The sequence below is a fragment of the Bacillus sp. FSL K6-0972 genome, from assembly GCF_037976035.1.
GTDB lineage: Bacteria > Bacillota > Bacilli > Bacillales > Bacillaceae > Bacillus > Bacillus haynesii.
Genome location: NZ_CP150260.1, coordinates 4,260,327 through 4,280,432, shown reverse-complemented (window position 1 = coordinate 4,280,432; position 20,106 = coordinate 4,260,327). Strand labels below are relative to the sequence as shown.

The window sequence follows — 20,106 nt, the reverse complement described above, 5'->3', positions numbered from 1 at the left end:
GCACCAGGATGGGCAAGACACAAATTCTATGGGGCATCGCCCCCATAGGATGGCGGAACGATGATATTCCGGAAATCGGCGCGGGAAACACACTTCAGCATTTGTTGAGCGACATTGTTGTTGCAGGATTTCAAGGCACGGAAGTGGGCGGCTTTTTTCCGGAACCGGCCATTCTCAATAAAGAGCTCGAGCTGAGGAATCTAAGGATTGCCGGCAAGTGGTTCAGCAGCTATATCATTCGGGACGGCATTGAAGAAACAGCCAAGGAATTTGCGGCTCACTGCCAGTACTTGAAAGACGTCCATGCCGATGTTGCGGTCGTATCAGAACAGACGTACAGTGTGCAGGGCTTGGATAAAAACGTGTTTAAAGAAAAGCCTTATTTCACCGATGAAGAATGGCAGCGGCTATTTGCAGGTTTAAATCACCTCGGGGAAATCGCCGGCCGGTACGGCCTGAAGCTTGTCTACCATCATCACCTCGGCACAGGCGTGCAGACAGAGGAAGAGGTGGACCGGCTCATGGCGGGAACTGACCCGGCACTCGTGCACCTTCTGTATGATACTGGGCATGCCTACATTTCAGATGGAACTTATATGAACATTTTAGAGAAGCATATTGACCGTATTGGGCACGTTCATTTTAAAGACGCGCGCATTAAGATCATGGAGAAATGCAAGCAGGAAGGAAAATCGTTTCAACAGGCGTTTTTGCAAGGGATGTTCACAGTTCCTGGCGACGGCTGCATCGATTTTAGAGAAGTCTATCAAACGCTTCTAAAGCACGGCTATTCCGGCTGGATCGTAGTGGAAGCCGAGCAGGATCCCGATGTTGCCAACCCGCTTGAATACGCATTGATCGCCAGAAAGTACATCGATCGTCACTTGTTGAATGTCCCAGCAACCAATTAAGGGGGCTCTAAATTGAGCAATGGAAGTGCAGCAGTCTCACCATTCAATAAACGAACCGTCGCAGCAGCTTTGGCAAATTACATTGATGCAGGCTCCATTGTCGCAGGATCGGCAGGATTATCTTTATGGGTCAGTTACCTGAAGCTTTCTGATACACAGATCGGACTGCTCGGCGCATTTAGCGCCAACGCCATCTCGGCAGCAATCGGAGCGCTGCTCGGAGGCTTTTTGGCCGACAAGATTGGCCGAAAGGCTGTCTATACGAACAGTATGCTGATTTATGCACTGGGAATTTGTTTAGTATTGTTCGGCACCAGCTTTCCCTTTTTGTTAAGCGGTTACATTATTATCGGTTTATCGGTAGGAGCTGATATTACGGCTTCCTGGACGATCATCGCAGAGAACGCACCTAAGAAAAACAGGGCGCGTCATTGCGGGGTTGCACAGGTCGCATGGGCGGCGGGAGCGGTTGTGGTCCTGCTGCTGTCGGTCCTGCTTGGTGATTTAGGCTTATTGGGCAATAAAATCGTGTTTGGGCATTTGCTCGTTATCGCATTGATCACTTATGTTCTGCGGAAAAGGCTGCCGGAATCCGATGCCTGGCAGGATCAATCCGAATCGGCTCAAGCCGTCAGGAAGCCGAAGACGTCTTATCTCGATTTGCTTCAGCCTAAGTATTTGAAAAGCATTTTATTCTTAATGGGCGTGTACTTGGTTTGGAATCTGGCTGCAGGTGTCATGGGGTTTTTTATGCCTTACATTTATCAGCAGGTCGGCGATGTGTCAGCGACCATGGCAAACATTTTGCAGATGGGGCTGTTTATTTTCACCGGGCTTGGCGTCGCTTTTATCTTCATGCCGTTTGCAGACAAATACAGGAAGACAGTGTTTGGGATCTCCGCATTTGCGGCGGTGATTGGCTGGTCATTGTTTCTGCTTCCGGCAGAGGGCATGCCGATTCTCATCCTCTTTATCGTGATGATCGGCCTAAACAATGGGGCCGGGCAACAGGCCAATTATCAATTATGGGCGAGTGAAATTTTCCCGACGGAATATCGCGCATCTGCACAAGGATTGATGTTCTTCCTCGTTCGTATCTCAATCGGGGCTTGGAGCCTTTTCGTTCCAATGATCATCTCGAATTTTGGAATTGCATTTATGGCGGCCATTCTCCTTGGATGTGTAACGGCCAGCATGCTCATCGGGCTCTTTTTTGCACCGAATACATCCGGTAAGTCGCTTGAACAAATTCAGGAAGAGCTGTATGGGACTCCTCCGGCTCAAGCTGGGCAAGTGCAAACAAGAAAAATTATGTAACTACATTTGAAGGAGTGGCTATCAATGAAACTACGCATTGGTGTTATTGGTACAGGAGCAATCGGAAAAGAACACATCAACCGCATCACAAATAAATTAGCCGGCGGCGAAATTGTCGCGGTCACCGATGTAAACCAGGAGGCAGCTCAGCAAGTTGTAACGGACTACAGCCTGAACGCCAAGGTCTATCCGGATGACGACAGTCTAATCGCAGCCGGAAATGTAGATGCCGTCTTAGTAACAAGCTGGGGACCGGCACATCAATCAAGCGTTTTGAAAGCGATTAAATCAAACAAATTCGTATTTTGCGAAAAGCCTCTGGCGACGACTGCGGAAGGATGCATGAGGATCGTCAATGAAGAAATCAAAGCGGGCAAACGTCTCGTTCAAGTCGGCTTTATGCGCCGTTATGACAGCGGATACGTACAGCTGAAAGAAGCGATCGACAACCGGGTCATCGGCGAGCCTCTCATGATCCACTGTGCGCACCGCAACCCGGTTGTAGGCGACAACTATACGACAGATATGGCTGTTGTCGATACACTTGTCCATGAAATAGACGCCCTGCACTGGCTGATCAATGATGACTATGAATCCGTTCAGGTCATTTATCCGAAAAAATCGAAAAACGCGCTTCCTCATTTGCGTGATCCGCAAATCGTCATCATCGAAACAAAGGGCGGAGTCGTGATCAATGCGGAAATCTATGTAAACTGCAAGTACGGCTACGATATCCAGTGTGAAGTCGTCGGCGAAGACGGAATCGTGAAGCTTCCTGAACCGTCAAGCATCTCTCTCAGAAAAGACGGAAAATTCTCGACAGATATCCTTATGGATTGGCAGCGCCGCTTTGTAGACGCTTACGATGTAGAAATCCAAGATTTCATTGATTCGATCCAACAGAAAGGCGAGGTCAGCGGGCCGACTGCATGGGACGGCTATATCGCCGCCGTAACGACGGACGCCTGTGTGAAAGCTCAGGAATCCGGACAGAAAGAACCTGTGGCGCTTCAGGAGAAACCGGAATTCTACCAAACGTTTACTACTGTTAAAAAATAAAAACTTTCCGAGGAGTGAAAAGTATGAAATTAGCATTGGATCCATCGATGTATCGTGATGATTTAACTTTGGAGGAAACGGTCTATAAAACGGCGGAGCTTGGCTACGAATATATCGAACTATCGCCGCGCGAAGATTTTTGTCCATTCTATAAATATCCGAAAGTCGATTCTGCTAAAATCAAACAATTAAAGCGGCTTTTAAGAGATACCGGTGTTAAGCTTTCGTCGCTCCTTCCGCTTTACCACTGGGCAGGTCCTGATGAAGATCGCCGTCAGGCAGCCGTGCGCAATTGGAAAAGGGCGATCGAAATTGCGGTTGAGCTTGAAGTAGATTTGATGAACAGCGAATTCAGCGGTTCAAAATATGATCCTTTAACAAGCGAAGAAAAATTTATCAAATCTATGGATGAACTTCTCCCAGTCTTTGAAAAAGAAGGCATTAAACTCAATCTTCAAGCCCATCCGTACGATTTTATCGAAACACACAAAGGTGCGATGGATATGATCCGCGCGCTTGACAAGGATTGGATCAATCTTGTCTACTCGACTGCGCATACATTCTTCTATGATGACGGCAAAGGCGACATCGAGACAATGTTTGACGAAGCCGGCGACCGCCTCACACATGTTTTATTTGCAGATACTTATAATCATAAAGCGGCTCATGGCCTTCGCTACATCGTCAATCCGCCTGACGCGAAAGTAACAGTTCACCAGCACTTGGACATTGGTCAAGGCGAGGTTGATTTTGATACGATCTTCAGAAAGCTGAGAGAGATGAAGTTCGACGGAATTGCGACGAATGCCGTTTTTGCCTGGGTCGACGAAAGAGCGGATGAATCAAGCAGATTCATGCTTGAAAAATTGAAACAGGAACTATTAGGATAAGCCCCTGAGTTCGGCGCCATGCCGAACTCTCTCTTCACAAGGATATGAGATAAGGAGAATCTAATATGAAGCTATGCTTTAATGAAGCAACGACGTTGGAAAATTCAAACCTTGCAAAGGATCTCGAATACTGTGAGAAGCACGGATACGATTATATCGAAATCCGGACGATGGATAAGCTGCCTGAGTATTTAAAAGACCATTCTCTCTCAGAGTTAGCCGAGTATTTTCAAACTCATCATATTAAGCCGCTGGCCTTGAATGCCCTTGTCTTTTTCAACAACCGCGATGAAAAAGGGCACCGTGAAATCATCGAAGAATTTAAAGGCATGATGGAAACATGCAAAACGCTCGGTGTGAAATACGTGGTCGCGGTACCGCTTGTCACCGAACAAAAAATCTTAAAAGAAGATATTAAAGCAAGTTCCGTCAAAGTGCTGACAGAGCTGTCAGACATCGCGGAGCCGTACGGCGTAAAGATCGCTGTCGAGTTTGTCGGTCATCCGGAGTGCACAGTCAATACGTTCAGCCAGGCCTATGACATCGTCATGACCGTGAACCGCGATAATGTCGGCCTTGTTCTTGACAGCTTCCACTTCCATGCAATGGGCTCAAGTCTTGAGGATTTGAAAAAAGCGGACGGCAAGAAAATCTTCATTTATCATATCGATGATACGGAAGACTTTCCAATCGGCTTTTTAAGAGATGAAGACCGTGTTTGGCCGGGACAAGGTGCCATCGACTTGGATGCCCACTTATCGACTTTGAAAGACATCGGTTTTTCGGATGTCGTTTCAGTTGAATTGTTCAGACCTGAATACTATAAGCTGAGCGCGGAAGAAACGATTCGAACGGCCAAAGAAACAACAGTTGAAGTTGTTTCAAAATACTTCAAGATTTAATACGGGATAGGAGGGGTGAACGTGGCTTTCGTTTCCATGAAAGAACTTCTTCAAGAAGCAAAGGAACATCATTATGCAATCGGTCAATTTAATATTAACGGCCTTCAATGGACAAAAGCGATTCTAGAGGCAGCGGAAGAAGAACGGTCACCTGTCATCGCAGCCGCCTCGGACCGGCTCATCGATTATTTGGGCGGATTTAAGACGGTTTCCGCAATGGTTGCGGCTTTGATTGAGGAAATGTCGATCTCCGTTCCCGTCGTGCTTCACCTTGACCATGGCAAAAATCCGGAGCGCTGCAAGCAAGCGATAGACGCGGGTTTTAGCTCAGTCATGATCGACGGCTCGCATTCACCAATCGATGAAAATATCGCCATGACAAAAGAGGTCGTGTCATATGCCAGGGCTCGCAATGTTTCGGTTGAAGCAGAGGTTGGCACCGTAGGGGGCATGGAAGACGGGCTCATCGGCGGGGTGCAGTATGCCGACATCGGTGAATGCGAACGGATTGTCAAAGAAACCGGTATCGATGCTTTGGCAGCCGCACTCGGCTCCGTTCATGGAAAATATCAAGGCGAGCCTAATTTGGGATTTAAGGAAATGGAAGAAATCTCACGGGTAACGGACATTCCGCTTGTTCTTCATGGAGCTTCGGGCATCCCGGCTGATCAAATCGCAAGAACGATCCGTATGGGCCATGCGAAAATCAACATTAATACCGAATGCATGGTGGCCTGGACCGAGAAAACGCGCAGCATGTTTAAAGACAATCCCGATTTATATGAACCCCGCGCCTATATGACGCCAGGGATCAGCGCAGTCAAAGAAACGGTCAAACATAAAATGAGAGAATTCGGGTCATCCGGAAAAGCGGTATGCACCCAAAAGATAGAAATATAAGCTAAACTGATATTACCTTCACTCACTTATCGAAGTGAGTGTTTTTTTGTTCACAGTATTTGTAAAGATATTCTAAAGGTTCAAAAGTATGATTGACTGTAATTGATATAATAGTTATAATTTCCCTCATAATCCATTTTGATCAGAAAAGATTTTATTTTCTGAAAATAAATGCCAGCAAGACAATAACAAAACCAGGTGAATGCTATATGCTGACAAACGTTTTAAAGTATCGGGTTCATATTTTATTTATCGTGTTATGTTTGATCGGCGGGACGACATGGGCTTTTCAAAAAGCCGGGTTGAGTGACAGCCTTCCATTTTGGTCCGCCGGCATGCGGTTTATGATCGCAAGCATTTTGATTGCGGCGTTTCTTTTGATACGGAGGCAGTTTGTTCTGTCAAAGGAACTGCTAGTGCTGTCGTTTTTGAACGGCATCATGTATTTTTCCGTTCCATTCGGATCTGTTTATTGGGCCTCCCTTTATTTGCCGAGCGGGTTGGTGTCTATATTAGCGGCGAGCATTTCAGTCTTTGCCCTGATGATCAACCGCCTCGTTAAAGGGACACCGGCGACGAAATTGCAAAAATGGGGGATATGCCTTGCTTTGCTCGGCATTACAATCGTGTTTGGCAATCAGCTGTTGATCAAAGTCGATGTTATTGAAATCGTTGCAATGATTGTGATTTTGTGTGCGATGTTTGGCTCGGCTTTTATTCAAATCAAAGTACAGCAGAGAATCCGTTCGCTTCCAATCTTAAGCTTTAACTCCCTTTCGATGCTGAGCGGCGGAGCGGTTTTGCTCATCAGCAGCCTCATCTTTGAAAGCGGGACAAGAACGTTTTCCGGCGTGAGCCTTTATGCGCTGCTTTATTTAGCGGTTGTCGGCTCGATATTAGGTTTTTGGATCAACATTTATCTGCTTAAAAAATGGCACATCTCAAAAGCGACTTCCCACTTGTTTATCTCCCCTGTCATTGCGCTTTATATCGGATTTCTGTTTCTGGATGAAAAACTGAATGCGAACATTTATTTAGGAACGCTGTTTGTCATATTCGGTGTGATGTTCATCAACTTAAAAAAAGAAGAGAGGATCGCGAAAATTGACGAAACGAAACAAAAGCTTGGCCATCATTTGTCAAAATAAGCACTTGCCATTTATTTTTGAAGAAGCTGAGCGTTTAGGATTGAGGGTCACGTTCTTTTACCATTCAGCCGAAGATTTCCCGGGCAATCTTCCGTCTGTGGAACGCTGTGTGCCGCTGCCGTTATTTGAAGATAAGGAAGCGGCGATGGCTATCATCAAACAGACATTTGTCGAATTTCCGTTTGACGGCATTATGACACTGTTTGAGCCGGCATTGCCTTTCACGGCAAAAGCCGCTGAAGCTTTGAATCTGCCGGGGCTTCCTTTTACAACAATGGAAAACTGCCGCAATAAAAATAAAACCCGCAGCATCCTTCAGCAAAACGGCCTGAATACGCCGGTTTTCCACGAGTTCCATACGCTCGCTGACCTGGAAGACAGGAAACTGACTTATCCATTAGTCGTCAAGCCGGTCAACGGCTTCTCAAGCCAGGGCGTCGTCCGTGTTGATGATCGAAAGGAGCTTGAGGAGGCCGTCCGGAAAGTCGAGGCCGTCAACGAGAGGGACCTCAATCGATTCGTACAGGGCAAAACGGGCATCGTAGCCGAGCAATTTATCGATGGGCCGGAATTTGTGATTGAAACGCTGTCGATTCAAGGAAACGTACATGTTCTTTCGATTGGATACAAGGGGAACAGCAAAGGGCCGTTTTTTGAAGAAGGCGTCTATATTGCTCCGGCTCAATTGAAGGAAGAGACGCGCCTTGCGATTGTCAAGGAAGTGACGGGCGCCGTTTCAGCGCTGGGCATTCACCAGGGGCCGGCTCATGTAGAGCTGAGGCTGGACAAGGACGGAACACCTTATGTCATCGAGGTGGGCGCCAGAATCGGCGGTTCAGGGGTTTCCCATTACATCGTCAAAGAGAGCACGGGCATCAACTTTATGCAGCTTGTCTTGCAAAATGCATTAAAGCCGCTGGAGAGCAGCGAGTTTAAAGAGGAGATCCGGTCTGTAAGGACGGCCGGCAATTATATCATTCCTGTACAGGGCTCCGGCATTTTTGAAAAAATCGACGGACTGGAAGAAGTCAAACAGAGGCCGGAGGTTAAGCGGGTGTTTCAATTTATCAGAAGAGGCGCAAAAATCCTCCCGTACCCGCACTTTTCCGGTTATCCGGGGTTTATATTAACAAGCCATCATTCTTATGAAGAATGTGCAGCTTTCTACCGGGAGCTGGATGATGAGCTTCATATCATATATCAAAATAATCTGACGGGTACAATAGGAGGTTAAGATGATCTCGACTAAAGTGCAGGAAGAGCAAGCCGTAATGATTGTCCATACGCTCGGTCCCAAAGGCACGAACTGCGAAAAAGCCGGCCTGCTTTGGCTTAAAAACAAAGGAGTCCGCGGGGAAGTCAGGCTCTATGAAACGTTGGAAGAAGCGCTGCTCTATGTTAAATCGACAGAAAATTCAGTCCTATTAGGCTGTGCCGTTTACCCGTTTTTGCATCAAATCGTATTTGAGAATTTAGCGGACTTAAAGATCATAGACAGTTTTGTGATGCCAACATACAACATGGTTTTTGCCGCAAAACAGCACACGATGGCATCGGATATTCAAACCGTCGCTTCACACCCTGCTCCCGCCCATCTGGCGAAGCTGTTCAGCAGTCAAGTTCAATTGGTCACAAGCAATGCACAAGCGGCCCTGGCCTGCGCTTCAAACGCGGCTGACGGCTGCATCACGACGATTAAAGCGGCTGATAAACACCGTTTGAAAGTCATTAAAGATTTTGGGGAAGTGCCGATGTGCTTTACGATTCACGGGCTTAAATCAATCGAAGGAGGAAGCCGATGACGACATTGACAGGGGACATTGTAAACATGGTCAACGAGCAGATTGTACCGAACATTCATGAATTGCAGACATACCAAAATGATAAAGGACAGATTACAGAGCATCACGAAAGGGCGGAACAGCTTCTGCTGCAATTGATTGAAGACGCAGGAACCGTTTATGAGGCGGTTCACTTAACGGCTGCAAAAGCGGCGTTTAAACAGGACGTTTTGGACTGGATCGGACGCGGATTAGGAGAGACGCCGTATTTTGACCGGCTATTGACGGCTTACAGGGCTCCGAATGATCAGGAGACGACCTTTTTTGCGGCGCCGATCGTGACGCCGAATGGGCCTCATGCGAAAGGCTGCTATTTTGAAGCCTTTTTAGCCGTTCGTGAAGAACCTGCCATGATGAGGCCAATAGAAGAGGAGCTGCCTCATCCTGAAAACGGCTGCCAATCCCTCAAGCTTCTCGCCGGAACAAAGGGGTTCACGGAAGAAAAATGCATCGTATTCTTCCCGGAAAATGTGAAAACAAAAGAGAACATCACATCGCAGACATTCGCGATTTTCTATTTTAATAAGTTTTATCACATTTACCATGAGGACACGCTCAAAAGAGCGAGGGCCATTTTTGAACATGCGCCTTTCAAGTCGGCTCAGCTTTCCCCTGACCGCACATATGAAGCAAGGGTGTTGTGGGGCTACCTTCATGACTATTTTCATCATTGCGGAAAAAAACCTTTTCATTTGCATATTCAGGCGAAAATGAATTTTTTCGCAGGCATTTTAGAAGAAGTCAAGGTCGATTGCCAAGCGATCCTGACCTTGTGGGAGCGGCGATATGACGGCTGGGAGGAAATTATCGAATTTGTTTTGTATGAGCGGCTGCTGCGCTATCCGAGTCAGCATAATGCAACGCGGAATTTTGATTCCGGGACAGGCTATTTTCTGTTCAGCTGGATCATTGAAAACGGCAGTTCCATTCAAAGAGGAGAAGAGAAGCCCGTATCGCTTGACCTTTCACGATGCATGGACGATTTAAAAAAGCTTGTGGCCGAAATCGAACAGCTGGAAGAGATCAAGGATGACTCGGCATACAAAGAGGCGGCGGAACGCTATGTAAGACAATACCTGCCTCCCGGACGGGAAGGCGAACGGTTCAGCGTCCCGGAACCATATTTCATTGACGAGATCAATAAGAAAATTGAAACCGCCCGTCTTCGGTTTGAACGGGAGAGACTGGAAGCGTGAAGCCGGCATTAAGCAAAATCGGAGAGAAAATGAATGAGAGGACAGGGGTCAGGGCTGTGATGAGCGATATTCAGGAAGTCCTGGCCGGCGGAGAGCGGTCATACATTAATTTAAGTGCGGGCAATCCAATGATTTTGCCAGGTGTGTCAGCCATGTGGAAGTCGGCTCTTGCCAATCTGCTTGACGATGACAGGTTTTCTTCGGTGATCGGCCAATACGGATCGAGCTATGGAACCGATGAACTGATTGCAAGTGTTGTCCGCTTCTTTTCAGAGCGGTATCACGCTGACATTCGAAAAGAGAATGTGCTGATTACAGCCGGAAGCCAGCAGCTGTTTTTTCTGGCGATCAATTCGTTTTGCGGAATGGGAAGCGGGTCTGTGATGAAAAAAGCCTTGATTCCGATGCTTCCCGACTATTCGGGATACAGCGGAGCGGCACTGGAACGGGACATGATTGAGGGGATTCCTCCGCTCATTTCGGCATTGGATGATCATACGTTTCGATATGAGATGGATCGTGAGGCGTTTTTAGAGAGGATGCGGACCGATCCATGTATCGGCGCTGTCTTGCTTTCGCGCCCGAACAATCCTTGCGGAAACATCTTGCCTAAAGAAGATGTAGCGTTCATTTCAGACGCCTGCCGAGAAGCGAATGTTCCGCTTTTCATTGATTCCGCATATGCTCCGCCTTTTCCGGCGATTCATTTTATCGACATGGAACCGATTTTCAACGATCAGATCATTCATTGTATGAGCCTTTCAAAAGCAGGCCTGCCTGGGGAAAGGATCGGAATCGCCATCGGGCCGTCTCGGTATATTCAGGCAATGGAAGCTTTTCAGTCTAATGCGGCAATCCATTCTTCAAGGCTGGGGCAGTATATGGCGGCTTCTGTATTGAATGACGGGCGCCTCGCCGACGTGTCGCTAAATGAAGTCAGGCCATATTACAGCAATAAATTCATGCTGCTCAAGGAAACGCTTTTATGCAAGATGCCCGAAGACATCAAATGGTATCTGCATCAAGGGGAAGGATCGCTTTTCGGATGGCTGTGGTTTGAAGACCTGCCGGTGACTGATGCCGCGCTGTATGAGTATATGAAAGCGGACGGAGTCATCATCGTTCCCGGCTCATCTTTCTTTCACCATCAATACCGGCACATGGCGCATTCACACCAGTGTATACGAATCAGCCTAACCGCGGCGGATGAAGATATCATAAGGGGAATCGATGTTTTAGCTAAAATTGTGAAGGGTGTATATGAGAAACAGATTGAATATTTATAAAAAAACAGGGGCTAAAAGCAAGCCCCTGTTTTATTCGTCAATCCCTTTCGCCGGCATTGGCCTTTCTTTTTCTGCGCCTTGCCGTTGTCAAAATAAAAATAACCGCCGCCGCTATGATTACGATTAGGATGGCAATGTACAGCACATGCTGCGGATTGCTTTCTTTTTTATCATCCGTCTTGGTTTCAGCGGACTTTGCTGTCAGCTGCTGATGGTTTGTAAACAGCTGATGGCTGTCCGTTTCATTCACAACGGTTGCTGCGAAATCATTGCTGTTCAAAAAGTTGATCATTTCTTTTGTGACTGCTGTGCCTTGCCCTTTAAACGGCGCGAAAACAGCCATCGAGTAATTTGAATCCCACAGCGACGTTTGAGTAAACGCGACTTGTTTTGTCGTTTCATTCAGCATTTGAAAAGATGATACATCGAAGGTCCCGTTTTTCGCCGTCGGAACAGCCAATTCGGCTGTTTTTTCCTTCAGCAGAGAGAATTGATCGACACTTCCGATGAAGATTACGTTTCTTCCTTTCACGTCATCCGGTTTGACTTCAGAGGATGTTTTCACTGTGAATGCCTGCCGGGCTTCGCTGCCGAAGGAGCCGACCACAAGCGAAAGCTCATCAAGCTTTGACTGATCCGCGTTGTCGGGCAGGATCATCAGCGTTTTGTTGTCCTGATCTCCCGCGTAGGGAAGCGGCCACGCTTGAAAATCGGCTGAAGCTGACGTGTCGCTGACATGGTAAGACAATGCACTCTGTTTATCGATAAAAATCCATTTGTCTTCGTTCGTCGCGTAGCAAGGGTTGTTCTCTTTCAAGCCTGAAGAGGAAAATTGAATATCGATATAACGGTTTTTTTGCAAAAGTTTCGGATCGACTTTTAAAGAAACATGGTAAAAGCCGTTTTTGTCTTCTTTTCCTAAATCGTCAAGTCCGACGGAATGCGGCTGACCATTGATCATAACCTTCAGTTCCGCCTGTTCCGCAGATAAGTCGTTTTGGCCGGCCTGCTTTTGTATTGTTTCCGATTTTTTCACCGTAAGAGAAAGCTTTGCAGGTTGATTCTTGTCTAATAGAGCCGGTGCAGGATAATAAAAATGCTCGGAAGATGTCTGCCCGGACCCGATTGTCAAATCCCCCGCCCCGAAATCCTCGAGTGTCAGCTTGCTGCCGTCCCGTTTGCTATGCTGCTGAAGTTTTCCGATTGCCAGCGTGTCGCCGCTGAGCTGGGCGGCATACGTTTTGTCGGTGATGACGCTGATTTTTTCTGAGAGCACAGCATCAGATGCTGCGGCCGCAAACAATACAGGCTGTTGCTTATCCTTTGCTTTAAGCATCCGTTCCGTAAGCAATAACTTGTCTCCTTTTGCTTCGAGCTTCGCTTGCTTCAATAGCTTTTTCACTTTGCCGCTCCAATGTTGTTGGACGCCGATCAAAATCGTCGGCCTGTCGATCTTCGCCAGGTCAGATTCGCCCAAGATCTTCGTGCTGATGCTATTGTCAACCGTTTTAAGGTAGCCTTCTGTTTTAACTGCAGCTTCGATTTCAGCCGAACTTGGATCATCCGGAATGACGATTGCCGTTTTTTCCACGGAGCTGCCGGATTGGGCGAATGGATAAGGATAATGTTCGAGCGCCACTCCTTTAGATTCGTTCTTTTCCCCGATATTCAGACGGCTGTCCGGGTAAATTTTGATCCAGTTCCCGGAGGAGTCCTGTCTGACGCAGACGCCTTCATGAACCACACCGTAGAACTTCAGTGATAAGCTGTGAAACCCTGGAGACGACTGGCTTTTGTTTAGCGCGAATTTCAGCGTTTTCTTCCCGGCATTCCCAGCAAGCTTGACCGTTTTGACCGGTTCACCATCAATCTCGGCTGTTAAAGAAGATGGTGAAATTAAAAGGTCTGAGGCCTCGTATTCAAGTGTGAGCTGCTGATGGGCAGAGGAGGCGCCCGCCGGAATTTGATACGTCAGCTCGGCGCTGTCTTTTGCCCCGTACAAAGTCAAGAGATCGTTTGTGAGCACTTGCTGTTTGGCTTGTTCCTGGCTGTTTTCCTCAAGGATTGAGCCGTCTACTGTAACGTCTTTGGCCGCCGCAGCATGTCCCGTCGCCATGATCAGCATGAAGCTTGCCAGACATATGAAGATATATTTCAAAAAAGTCACCCGCTTTTCTTTTGATTGTATCGTTCTGTTTTGTACCACTTAACCTCTTGCTTGAACAGGCGGTGCTTGATTTCGACGAATAAAGAATAAATCACGAGCACAATCCAAGCTTGCGAGTATGTAAAGTACATCAGAAAAACGATGAAAAAGTTTTGCCTGTTCATTTCTGTTTTTTCGATGCTCAGTGTAATCATGACCTCCGTCATAAATAGAAAGAAAGCCAAAATCCATAAGATGATAGACAAAAAACCGAATGAAAGATGCAGATTATAAAATAAATTGATCACAAAAAGCGCATTTGACATGATGACGCCGAAGAAAAACAAAAAATACGTAAAAAAGAAATAAAACAAATCAAAAATAATCCGTTTTCTCTTCAGTTTGAAAAACTGAGCCAAAAATTTCAGGACGACATACTGGTTGCCGCGCGCCCATCTTGTCCGTTGCCGCCACCAGACTTTCCACGTTTCCGGCTCCTGTTCCCAAGTGACGGCCGCCGGGAAGAAGCGGATGTGATAGCCGAGGTTGTAGACCCGGATTGTAAGCTCGGTATCTTCGGCCAGCGCCTTATCATCCCAGCCGCCCAGCTCTTCAATAATGCTTCTTCTGATGGCAAAATTGGTGCCGGGGATCGTGGCGATTTTGAACCATTTCCATCTCCCGCCCTGTGCCATCCATTGGAAACAAATCGTTTCGATGTTGATAAATTTTGTGAGCAATGTTTTCGCCGCATTGATGACGCGGAATTTTCCCACCACCGCTCCGGCTTTCTGATCATTCATGAGCCCGAGGACAAGGTAATAAACAGCCATTTTTTCCGGCGTGTTGTCGGCGTCATATACACAAATGACGTCCCCGTTTGATTCGGCAAAACCGCAATTGAGCGCTGACGATTTACCTTTTCCGGCATACGGGGGTTTGGTCACGACCATTTTAATAAAGTCGTATTGTCTGGAAAATTCGCCTACGATGTCACCCGTCCGGTCGGACGAATTGTCGTTTATGACGATAATCTCCAGCCGGTCTTTCGGATAATAGAGGTTGGCCATCGCCTTCAGCGTCTGCCGAATGACGACCTCTTCGTTATGCGCCGGAATCAGTACGCTGACCTTCGGGAGATCCTTCATGTTCTCTTTCCACTTCGGAATGTTCCGTTCGAAGGTCATATAGTGGCGGAATCCGCCCTGCATCAGAAACATGTGATACAGAAGCATGACCCATATTAAGCTTAACGAGACTAAGAACAGAACATTACCCACGGCTTCTTCTCTCCTTAAAGATTCGTTTTTTTAATGTGGCTCTCAAGTAAAGGGTGTAGCTCACAAACATGACAACAAACAAGAGCACAATAAGGGAGAGAATCCAAAGCGCCTTTTCCAGCGGGCTTTGCTGGTGATGATCGAAAAACGTCTCAATGGCGCTGACTTTGCTTTTGACTTGAATCGTTCCATCTCCGCTTGTGTGAATTTCTACTTTATCTGTTTTAACGGTTTGCTTTGTCTTTTTAACATCGAGCCATTCGCTGTTTGGAATGCGTTCCATCTGATCAACCAGTTCAGGGAGATATTTCATTCCAAGATAAGGATGGTAAAATGCGCCGGCTACTCCGCCTTGAAAATCGATCATTTGAGAGATGCGCTCCTCGACTTTGCCGAGCGGATTTTGATCCGATTGATCGACATAGCCGATCGTCTCAGGATAGAGCGTCATCCCATGGAGCATGACCGGATTCGTAACAAAAGGCCCGGCGCCTGATGTTTTCCATGTTGTATCACTAAGCTGAACCTGGCCGAACAAGCTTGTGAAATACTGTGAGGCGATTTGATAGCCTTGCTCTGACATCGTATAGTGCGGCGCTTCAAACGCGAGCGGATACAGCCCTTCCGCGGTGAGATCCTCAATAGCGTTCGTCAGCTTCTGCCGCGTGTATGTTTCTTCATTTTTTCTGAACGGCTCCAAATAGTTTTGATATGCTTGTTCATTTGGAAAGTTCTGTTCCTTTTGCAAAAGGGTCGCGGGCTCTTCCGCATTTTGCGATGTGATCGGCTGATCGGCTTTGGCATCCCAAAACTCGAATCCTTCACCGGTTTCGCTGTAGCGGTATGTATGGGTATACCCGTGAACAATTACACTTCCGCCCATATCCTGCAGCTTCCTCAGTACTTTGACCAGCTTTGGCTTTTCAGACATATAGACTTTGTCGCCCGTTTCAGGATTGACATATACCGGAATTACAGAAAGGATAAAAGGAATATTTCGTTTATGCAGATAAGACCCGGCTTGGAGCAGCAGTTTTTCATCCGACATCGGGCTGATATCCTCAAGCCGCAAATATAAAAGCGTGCTGTCCGCCGTTTCACCAAATGCCTGTCTGAGCTGCTTAGCGGCGAGGAGGTTGTTGTTTAGCAAATCGGTTAAACCGATGTACACGTTTCCTTTGCCGGTTTTCCATACAAAAGGGTGCGCTTTTCCATCGTCAGCTTTGTATGTGTACATTGCTTTTCCCTTCAATCCTGATACGCCGAGGACACGAACTCCGCTTTCTAAAGAGGTATCGCTTTCTTCATTTGTGCTGCGAATCTGATACACATTGTCTTTGCTTTTGAGCGAAAGACCTGCGAATTGGCTGAACTGTCCGGCGTTAAAGCCGATTGCTATCACAGGTTTTTGGGAGGAGCTGATTAGCTGCGCGAGCTTCTTGCTCAGCTTTCTTTTTGTTTGGCCGTAATAGATGACGCGGTCTTTTCCTGCGAGATCCGATGCTTTGATATCTGTGTCTTTTACAACGGTCACACGGGATGTAAAATGGCCAGCGATAAGGTCGAGCATTTTCACATCGGCTGATTTTTTGCCATCCAGTGTTGAATAGACGATGAGAATGCCGTGCTCCTGCTGCTTTGCCTCGGCGGTGTCCGGAACATAAAAAGCCGCAGACAGGATAAGTACAGCCGCGTATAGAAGTAATATCCGCTTACAGTTCATTCATCATCATCTCGTTTTCTAGTTCTTCTAAAAATTGATCAGCAGTTGTTAAATCGTTTTGATATGATAAGTGGCACACGTGGAAGGTTAAGGTGACATACTTGCCGTTTTTGAGCTGATAAGTGTCAAGCTGTTTCTTCAGTTTTTCAAGGACGGCGGGCATATGTTCAGCAGGCGTGTGTGTCAGCAGGATGCCGAACCGCTCCTCGGCAGGACGGAATTTTTTATCCGTTTCCCGGACACATGATCTGATTTGACTGCTGACAAATTGAAAGAGACGATCGGTTTCTTTTTCTCCGTACAGAGATTTGAACTCTTTGAAATAATGCATTTGAAGAAGCAAAAAAACAAACGAGTTGCCATACCGTTCCGCGCGCTTTATTTCTTCTGACAGCTCCAGCTTCATCCTCTGTTTATTATCAAAGCCTGTCACCCTGTCAATCGCAACAAAGCTTTTGATTTCGTCTTGAAGGTGTTTGACAGAGCGGTGAAGTCCGATCGCGATGTCATGAATTCTCCCTGACATAAAGGAAAACAGCAAAAGCGCTATTCCCCAGATGACGAGCATTTGCAGTCCCGTTTCAGACGAAGCGGCTCCTCCTTGGCCTGTGTGAAAAAACATCATCAAAGTTCCGAGAACAAACAGGACGATGATGGTCCCGGCCAGTGCGTAAATCGATCCGAGCCATATTCCCGCTGCGATGATGGCAAGTGTGATGCAAATGATGAGAATGGGTTCGGACTGCTGGTCAGAGACATAATGGATGAATAACGCAAGAGCTGCTGCAAGCCCCGTCATATAAGTGAACATTTTTTGCGATTCATTGAATGATATTTTCATTTAAAAGCTTCCTTTCGGCTAACAGGGGCATCAGATTATCAAAAGAATGCGTATCATTTCCGCTCATATATCCCCCATAATACGTCTCGGACGAATCAAGAATTTCAAAATCATTCATTCGATCATACAGCGCTTTGATGACGGCTTTATCTTCGTTTTGGTTGGTGAAAAATAAAATCGCCAACGCGTAGACGGATGGAGACTCGTATTGAACCGCCGGCTTTTTTGTATCGATCGAGTACCGGCCATACAGTTTTCCGCCGGTTTGAAACGTCTGTTTGAGCCAATCCGCTAATACAACGGCTTTTTGATCCTTCGGCGGTAAATGCCAAGCTGTGTAAAGCTGATCAATGAGATTGACTTCATGGTCATAGGTGTATGCTTTCGTTTCTGTACTGTACGCTTTCGGGAGAAAACCGTTTTTCAAAGGAGCGCGATAAAGAATGTTGGCATTCCGCCTTTCGGTTTCCTTATCTATCACTCCGTTTTTTTTCAAGATGGATAGAGCATCTGGCATGATATAGGAAAGCGTGATATCCTTTGATGCGGATTGAGAGGCGGAGTCGTAAAAGTCCGTCAATATCCCGTTGTTCATGTTGTGCGTTTTTAATGCGGCACCGATGTTCAGAGCGGTTTGTCTATACTCGCTGTTTCCCCATAGAGCTGCCGCTTGATCGAGGCTCATCATGATTCTGAGATCATCGATCAGGGCGTTCACACCGCTTGGCTGGCCGTTTTGGATTTGCCATGACACCAGGTTGTTTTTCATAAGGAAGGATTCGGTCAGGCGCTGATATTGCTCATGAAAATGTTCGCCGTCTTTTTTGCTGATCAAAAACTCCATCCACAAGCCAAGCGATTCCGACAAGTAAACAGGCTGGTCAGAAAAGCTGGTTTTGATCAGCCCCTGATCGCTCATTAAATGATGGTAAACGAATTGTTCGGCAGGCTGCAGCGCTGCATCATTTTTGTCATCATCTGACTGATCTTCAGCTTTGATACAACCGACGGCCAGACTGACGGATAAAAAGCACAGGATCATACCAATCCATATATACCTCACGGGTGCTTTCACGATAGATCACCCCGAATGTTTTTTAGAATGATTTTGACTTATTTATTATAAATGAAAAAATGGAGATTGCTAGATTTTTTTGATCTTTTTGGACTATCCAAAAAGAGGACGTAAGTCCAATAATAAAATGTTTTTCCATCAATAGCAGGATTTTCGTATTGCTTTTTCAAGAAAAAAATATCAAAAAGAATAAACAGAGGACGTGAATGAACATCATCAGAAATACCGAAGTGGGGCTCTTACTTGAGAAAAACGAGGGAAAACCGTTTTGCTGCAGGCCTTGAGCTTCCGGAAAAAGACGCGATCTTGGTGAGCCATTTTTTGTAGCATTTATTCAGCTGTAAGATGAAGACGTGTTTTACCGGCGGAAGGCGGATCAGGCCTTTAACAACCAGCTGAAGCGTGCTTGCTTTTTGTTCTATCAGCAATCGGATGACGCCATGCTAAAGAACTGACAGCCGCCGGAAGATGGTATATATAACGGATAAAAACATGACATGGACATATGCGGTGTCGCATGATTCGGCATACGGAACGTATTTTTGCAATTCAGCTGGATGAGATGGAGCATGAACCTATATAATATGGGTTAAAGCGTTACTAAAGGGGAGGAACGTGATGGACAAGGAAAAACAGCAATTGAGCATTGAAGCTGCTAGGCTCTACTATCAGTCTGACTACAGCCAGCAGCAAATTGCCGAACAGCTGCAGATTTCAAGACCGACGGTATCAAGGCTGCTGCAGTTCGCCAAGGAAAAGGGGTATGTTCAAATTCGCGTCATGGACCCGTTTGAAGATATGGATGCGCTCGGTGCGATGCTTGAGGAAAAATACGGGCTTCTAGAAGCGCATGTTGTCTTTTCGCCGACCGCGGATTATACGACCATCACGCATTATCTCAGCCGCTTCGGGGCCGAATATATGCACGGCGCAGTCAAGGACGGCGACATTGTCGGCGTCAGCTGGGGGACGACGATGTACCAAATCGCCCAAAATATGCAGCCTAAACAGGTGAAGGGCGCAGAGGTCGTACAACTGAAGGGCGGAATCAGCCATTCCAGCGTCAATACTTATTCGTCTGAAACGATTCAGCTGTTTGCCGAAGCTTTTCAAACGATGCCGAGGTATTTGCCGCTTCCGGTCGTGTTTGACAATCCGGAAGTTAAACAGATGGTTGAGCAGGACAGGCATATTAAGCGGATCATAGAAATGGGCAAACAGGCGAACATTGCTTTATTTACAGTCGGTACGGTCCGCGATGAAGCCCTGCTGTTCAGGCTGGGGTATTTTCATGAAGAGGAAAAAGCTCTTCTGAAAGAACGTGGAGTCGGCGATATTTGTTCGCGCTTTTTTGATGCGGAGGGAAACATTTGCAGCCATGCTATCGACTCGCGGACGATCGGCATTGAATTGGCTGACTTGAGGGAAAAAGAACGGTCGATTCTCGTAGCGGGCGGCAGCCGGAAAAAAGCCGCTATTCATGGTGCACTAAAAGGCAAGTATGCCAATGTGCTGATTATTGATCAGCATACGGCGAAAGAACTGCTAGATGACTGAAGTGTCCAGGAAGAACTGCCTGGATTTTACTTTA

Annotated in this window: 19 protein-coding genes; 14 read left to right on the top strand and 5 right to left on the bottom strand. The window is 46.7% G+C overall.

The genetic code is table 11. The annotated features are described in order from the left end of the window. The first annotated feature begins 8 nt into the window (after positions 1-8). The 11 genes from iolE (at position 9) to MKX80_RS21655 (ending at position 11,450) form a co-directional block, all read left to right on the top strand. The gene (iolE, locus tag MKX80_RS21705; protein ID WP_154999290.1) at positions 9-911 is read left to right on the top strand and encodes a myo-inosose-2 dehydratase; all 903 of its coding nucleotides are present in this window, start codon (positions 9-11) and stop codon (positions 909-911) included. A gap of 12 nt (positions 912-923) precedes the next feature. Next, positions 924-2,228, top strand: a complete 1,305-nt coding sequence (locus MKX80_RS21700; RefSeq protein ID WP_154999291.1) for an MFS transporter — start codon at positions 924-926, stop codon at positions 2,226-2,228. Between the two features lie 24 nt (positions 2,229-2,252). Next, positions 2,253-3,287: a Gfo/Idh/MocA family oxidoreductase gene (locus MKX80_RS21695; protein WP_268323827.1), complete on the top strand. Its 1,035-nt coding sequence runs from the start codon at positions 2,253-2,255 to the stop codon at positions 3,285-3,287. A 23-nt stretch (positions 3,288-3,310) separates the two neighbouring features. Then, positions 3,311-4,177, top strand: a complete 867-nt coding sequence (locus tag MKX80_RS21690) for a sugar phosphate isomerase/epimerase (RefSeq protein WP_026589371.1) — start codon at positions 3,311-3,313, stop codon at positions 4,175-4,177. Positions 4,178-4,242: 65 nt separating this feature from the next. Beyond that, positions 4,243-5,079 carry a 2-keto-myo-inositol isomerase gene (gene iolI / locus MKX80_RS21685; protein ID WP_154999293.1) on the top strand — a complete coding sequence of 279 codons (837 nt, stop codon included), beginning with the start codon at positions 4,243-4,245 and terminating at the stop codon, positions 5,077-5,079. A gap of 21 nt (positions 5,080-5,100) precedes the next feature. After that, positions 5,101-5,979 (top strand): class II fructose-1,6-bisphosphate aldolase, encoded by an 879-nt coding sequence (fba, locus tag MKX80_RS21680; RefSeq protein WP_268293819.1) that lies wholly within the window; start codon positions 5,101-5,103, stop codon positions 5,977-5,979. 209 nt (positions 5,980-6,188) lie between these two features. Then, entirely contained in the window at positions 6,189-7,127 is a 939-nt protein-coding gene (locus MKX80_RS21675; protein ID WP_043926191.1) for an EamA family transporter, read from the top strand. Continuing rightward, entirely contained in the window at positions 7,084-8,361 is a 1,278-nt protein-coding gene (locus MKX80_RS21670; RefSeq protein WP_268293818.1) for an ATP-grasp domain-containing protein, read from the top strand. Before MKX80_RS21675 ends, MKX80_RS21670 begins: the two co-directional genes overlap by 44 nt. 1 nt (position 8,362) lies before the next feature. Next, positions 8,363-8,929 carry a prephenate dehydratase domain-containing protein gene (locus MKX80_RS21665; RefSeq protein ID WP_268293817.1) on the top strand — a complete coding sequence of 189 codons (567 nt, stop codon included), beginning with the start codon at positions 8,363-8,365 and terminating at the stop codon, positions 8,927-8,929. Beyond that, positions 8,926-10,164, top strand: a complete 1,239-nt coding sequence (locus MKX80_RS21660) for a DUF6421 family protein (RefSeq protein ID WP_234112461.1) — start codon at positions 8,926-8,928, stop codon at positions 10,162-10,164. Before MKX80_RS21665 ends, MKX80_RS21660 begins: the two co-directional genes overlap by 4 nt. After that, positions 10,161-11,450, top strand: coding sequence for a valine--pyruvate transaminase (locus tag MKX80_RS21655; protein ID WP_182069700.1), 1,290 nt, complete (start codon positions 10,161-10,163; stop codon positions 11,448-11,450). The genes MKX80_RS21660 and MKX80_RS21655 overlap by 4 nt, the downstream gene beginning before the upstream one ends. Before the next feature lie 37 nt (positions 11,451-11,487). Here the strand turns inward: MKX80_RS21655 and MKX80_RS21650 are convergent, their stop codons facing one another. Genes MKX80_RS21650 through MKX80_RS21630 form a run of 5 tightly spaced genes read right to left on the bottom strand, consistent with a single transcriptional unit; the run spans position 11,488 to position 18,503 of the window. Beyond that, on the bottom strand, positions 11,488-13,608 hold the full coding sequence (locus tag MKX80_RS21650; RefSeq protein WP_268343257.1) for a cellulose biosynthesis cyclic di-GMP-binding regulatory protein BcsB: 2,121 nt from the start codon (positions 13,606-13,608) through the stop codon (positions 11,488-11,490). A gap of 5 nt (positions 13,609-13,613) precedes the next feature. After that, positions 13,614-14,876 carry a glycosyltransferase gene (locus MKX80_RS21645; RefSeq protein WP_234112459.1) on the bottom strand — a complete coding sequence of 421 codons (1,263 nt, stop codon included), beginning with the start codon at positions 14,874-14,876 and terminating at the stop codon, positions 13,614-13,616. Beyond that, a complete protein-coding gene (locus tag MKX80_RS21640) occupies positions 14,869-16,599 on the bottom strand; it encodes a DUF2334 domain-containing protein (protein WP_268343258.1) in 1,731 nt (576 codons plus the stop codon). The genes MKX80_RS21645 and MKX80_RS21640 overlap by 8 nt, the downstream gene beginning before the upstream one ends. Beyond that, entirely contained in the window at positions 16,589-17,440 is an 852-nt protein-coding gene (locus MKX80_RS21635) for a diguanylate cyclase (RefSeq protein ID WP_234112457.1), read from the bottom strand. The genes MKX80_RS21640 and MKX80_RS21635 overlap by 11 nt, the downstream gene beginning before the upstream one ends. Next, complete coding sequence (locus tag MKX80_RS21630; protein ID WP_268315654.1) at positions 17,421-18,503, bottom strand: lipoprotein YdaJ; 1,083 nt, start codon at positions 18,501-18,503, stop codon at positions 17,421-17,423. The genes MKX80_RS21635 and MKX80_RS21630 overlap by 20 nt, the downstream gene beginning before the upstream one ends. A gap of 255 nt (positions 18,504-18,758) precedes the next feature. Here MKX80_RS21630 and MKX80_RS21625 point away from each other — a divergent pair, with 255 nt between their 5' ends. The 3 genes from MKX80_RS21625 to MKX80_RS21615 all read left to right on the top strand — a co-directional run bounded on the left by MKX80_RS21625 (position 18,759) and on the right by MKX80_RS21615 (position 20,072). Further along, positions 18,759-18,842 carry a hypothetical protein gene (locus MKX80_RS21625; RefSeq protein WP_326086226.1) on the top strand — a complete coding sequence of 28 codons (84 nt, stop codon included), beginning with the start codon at positions 18,759-18,761 and terminating at the stop codon, positions 18,840-18,842. A gap of 141 nt (positions 18,843-18,983) precedes the next feature. Further along, positions 18,984-19,076, top strand: a complete 93-nt coding sequence (locus MKX80_RS21620; RefSeq protein WP_326086210.1) for a DUF4275 family protein — start codon at positions 18,984-18,986, stop codon at positions 19,074-19,076. 57 nt (positions 19,077-19,133) lie between these two features. After that, the gene (locus MKX80_RS21615) at positions 19,134-20,072 is read left to right on the top strand and encodes a sugar-binding transcriptional regulator (protein WP_154495458.1); all 939 of its coding nucleotides are present in this window, start codon (positions 19,134-19,136) and stop codon (positions 20,070-20,072) included. Positions 20,073-20,106 lie beyond the last annotated feature (34 nt).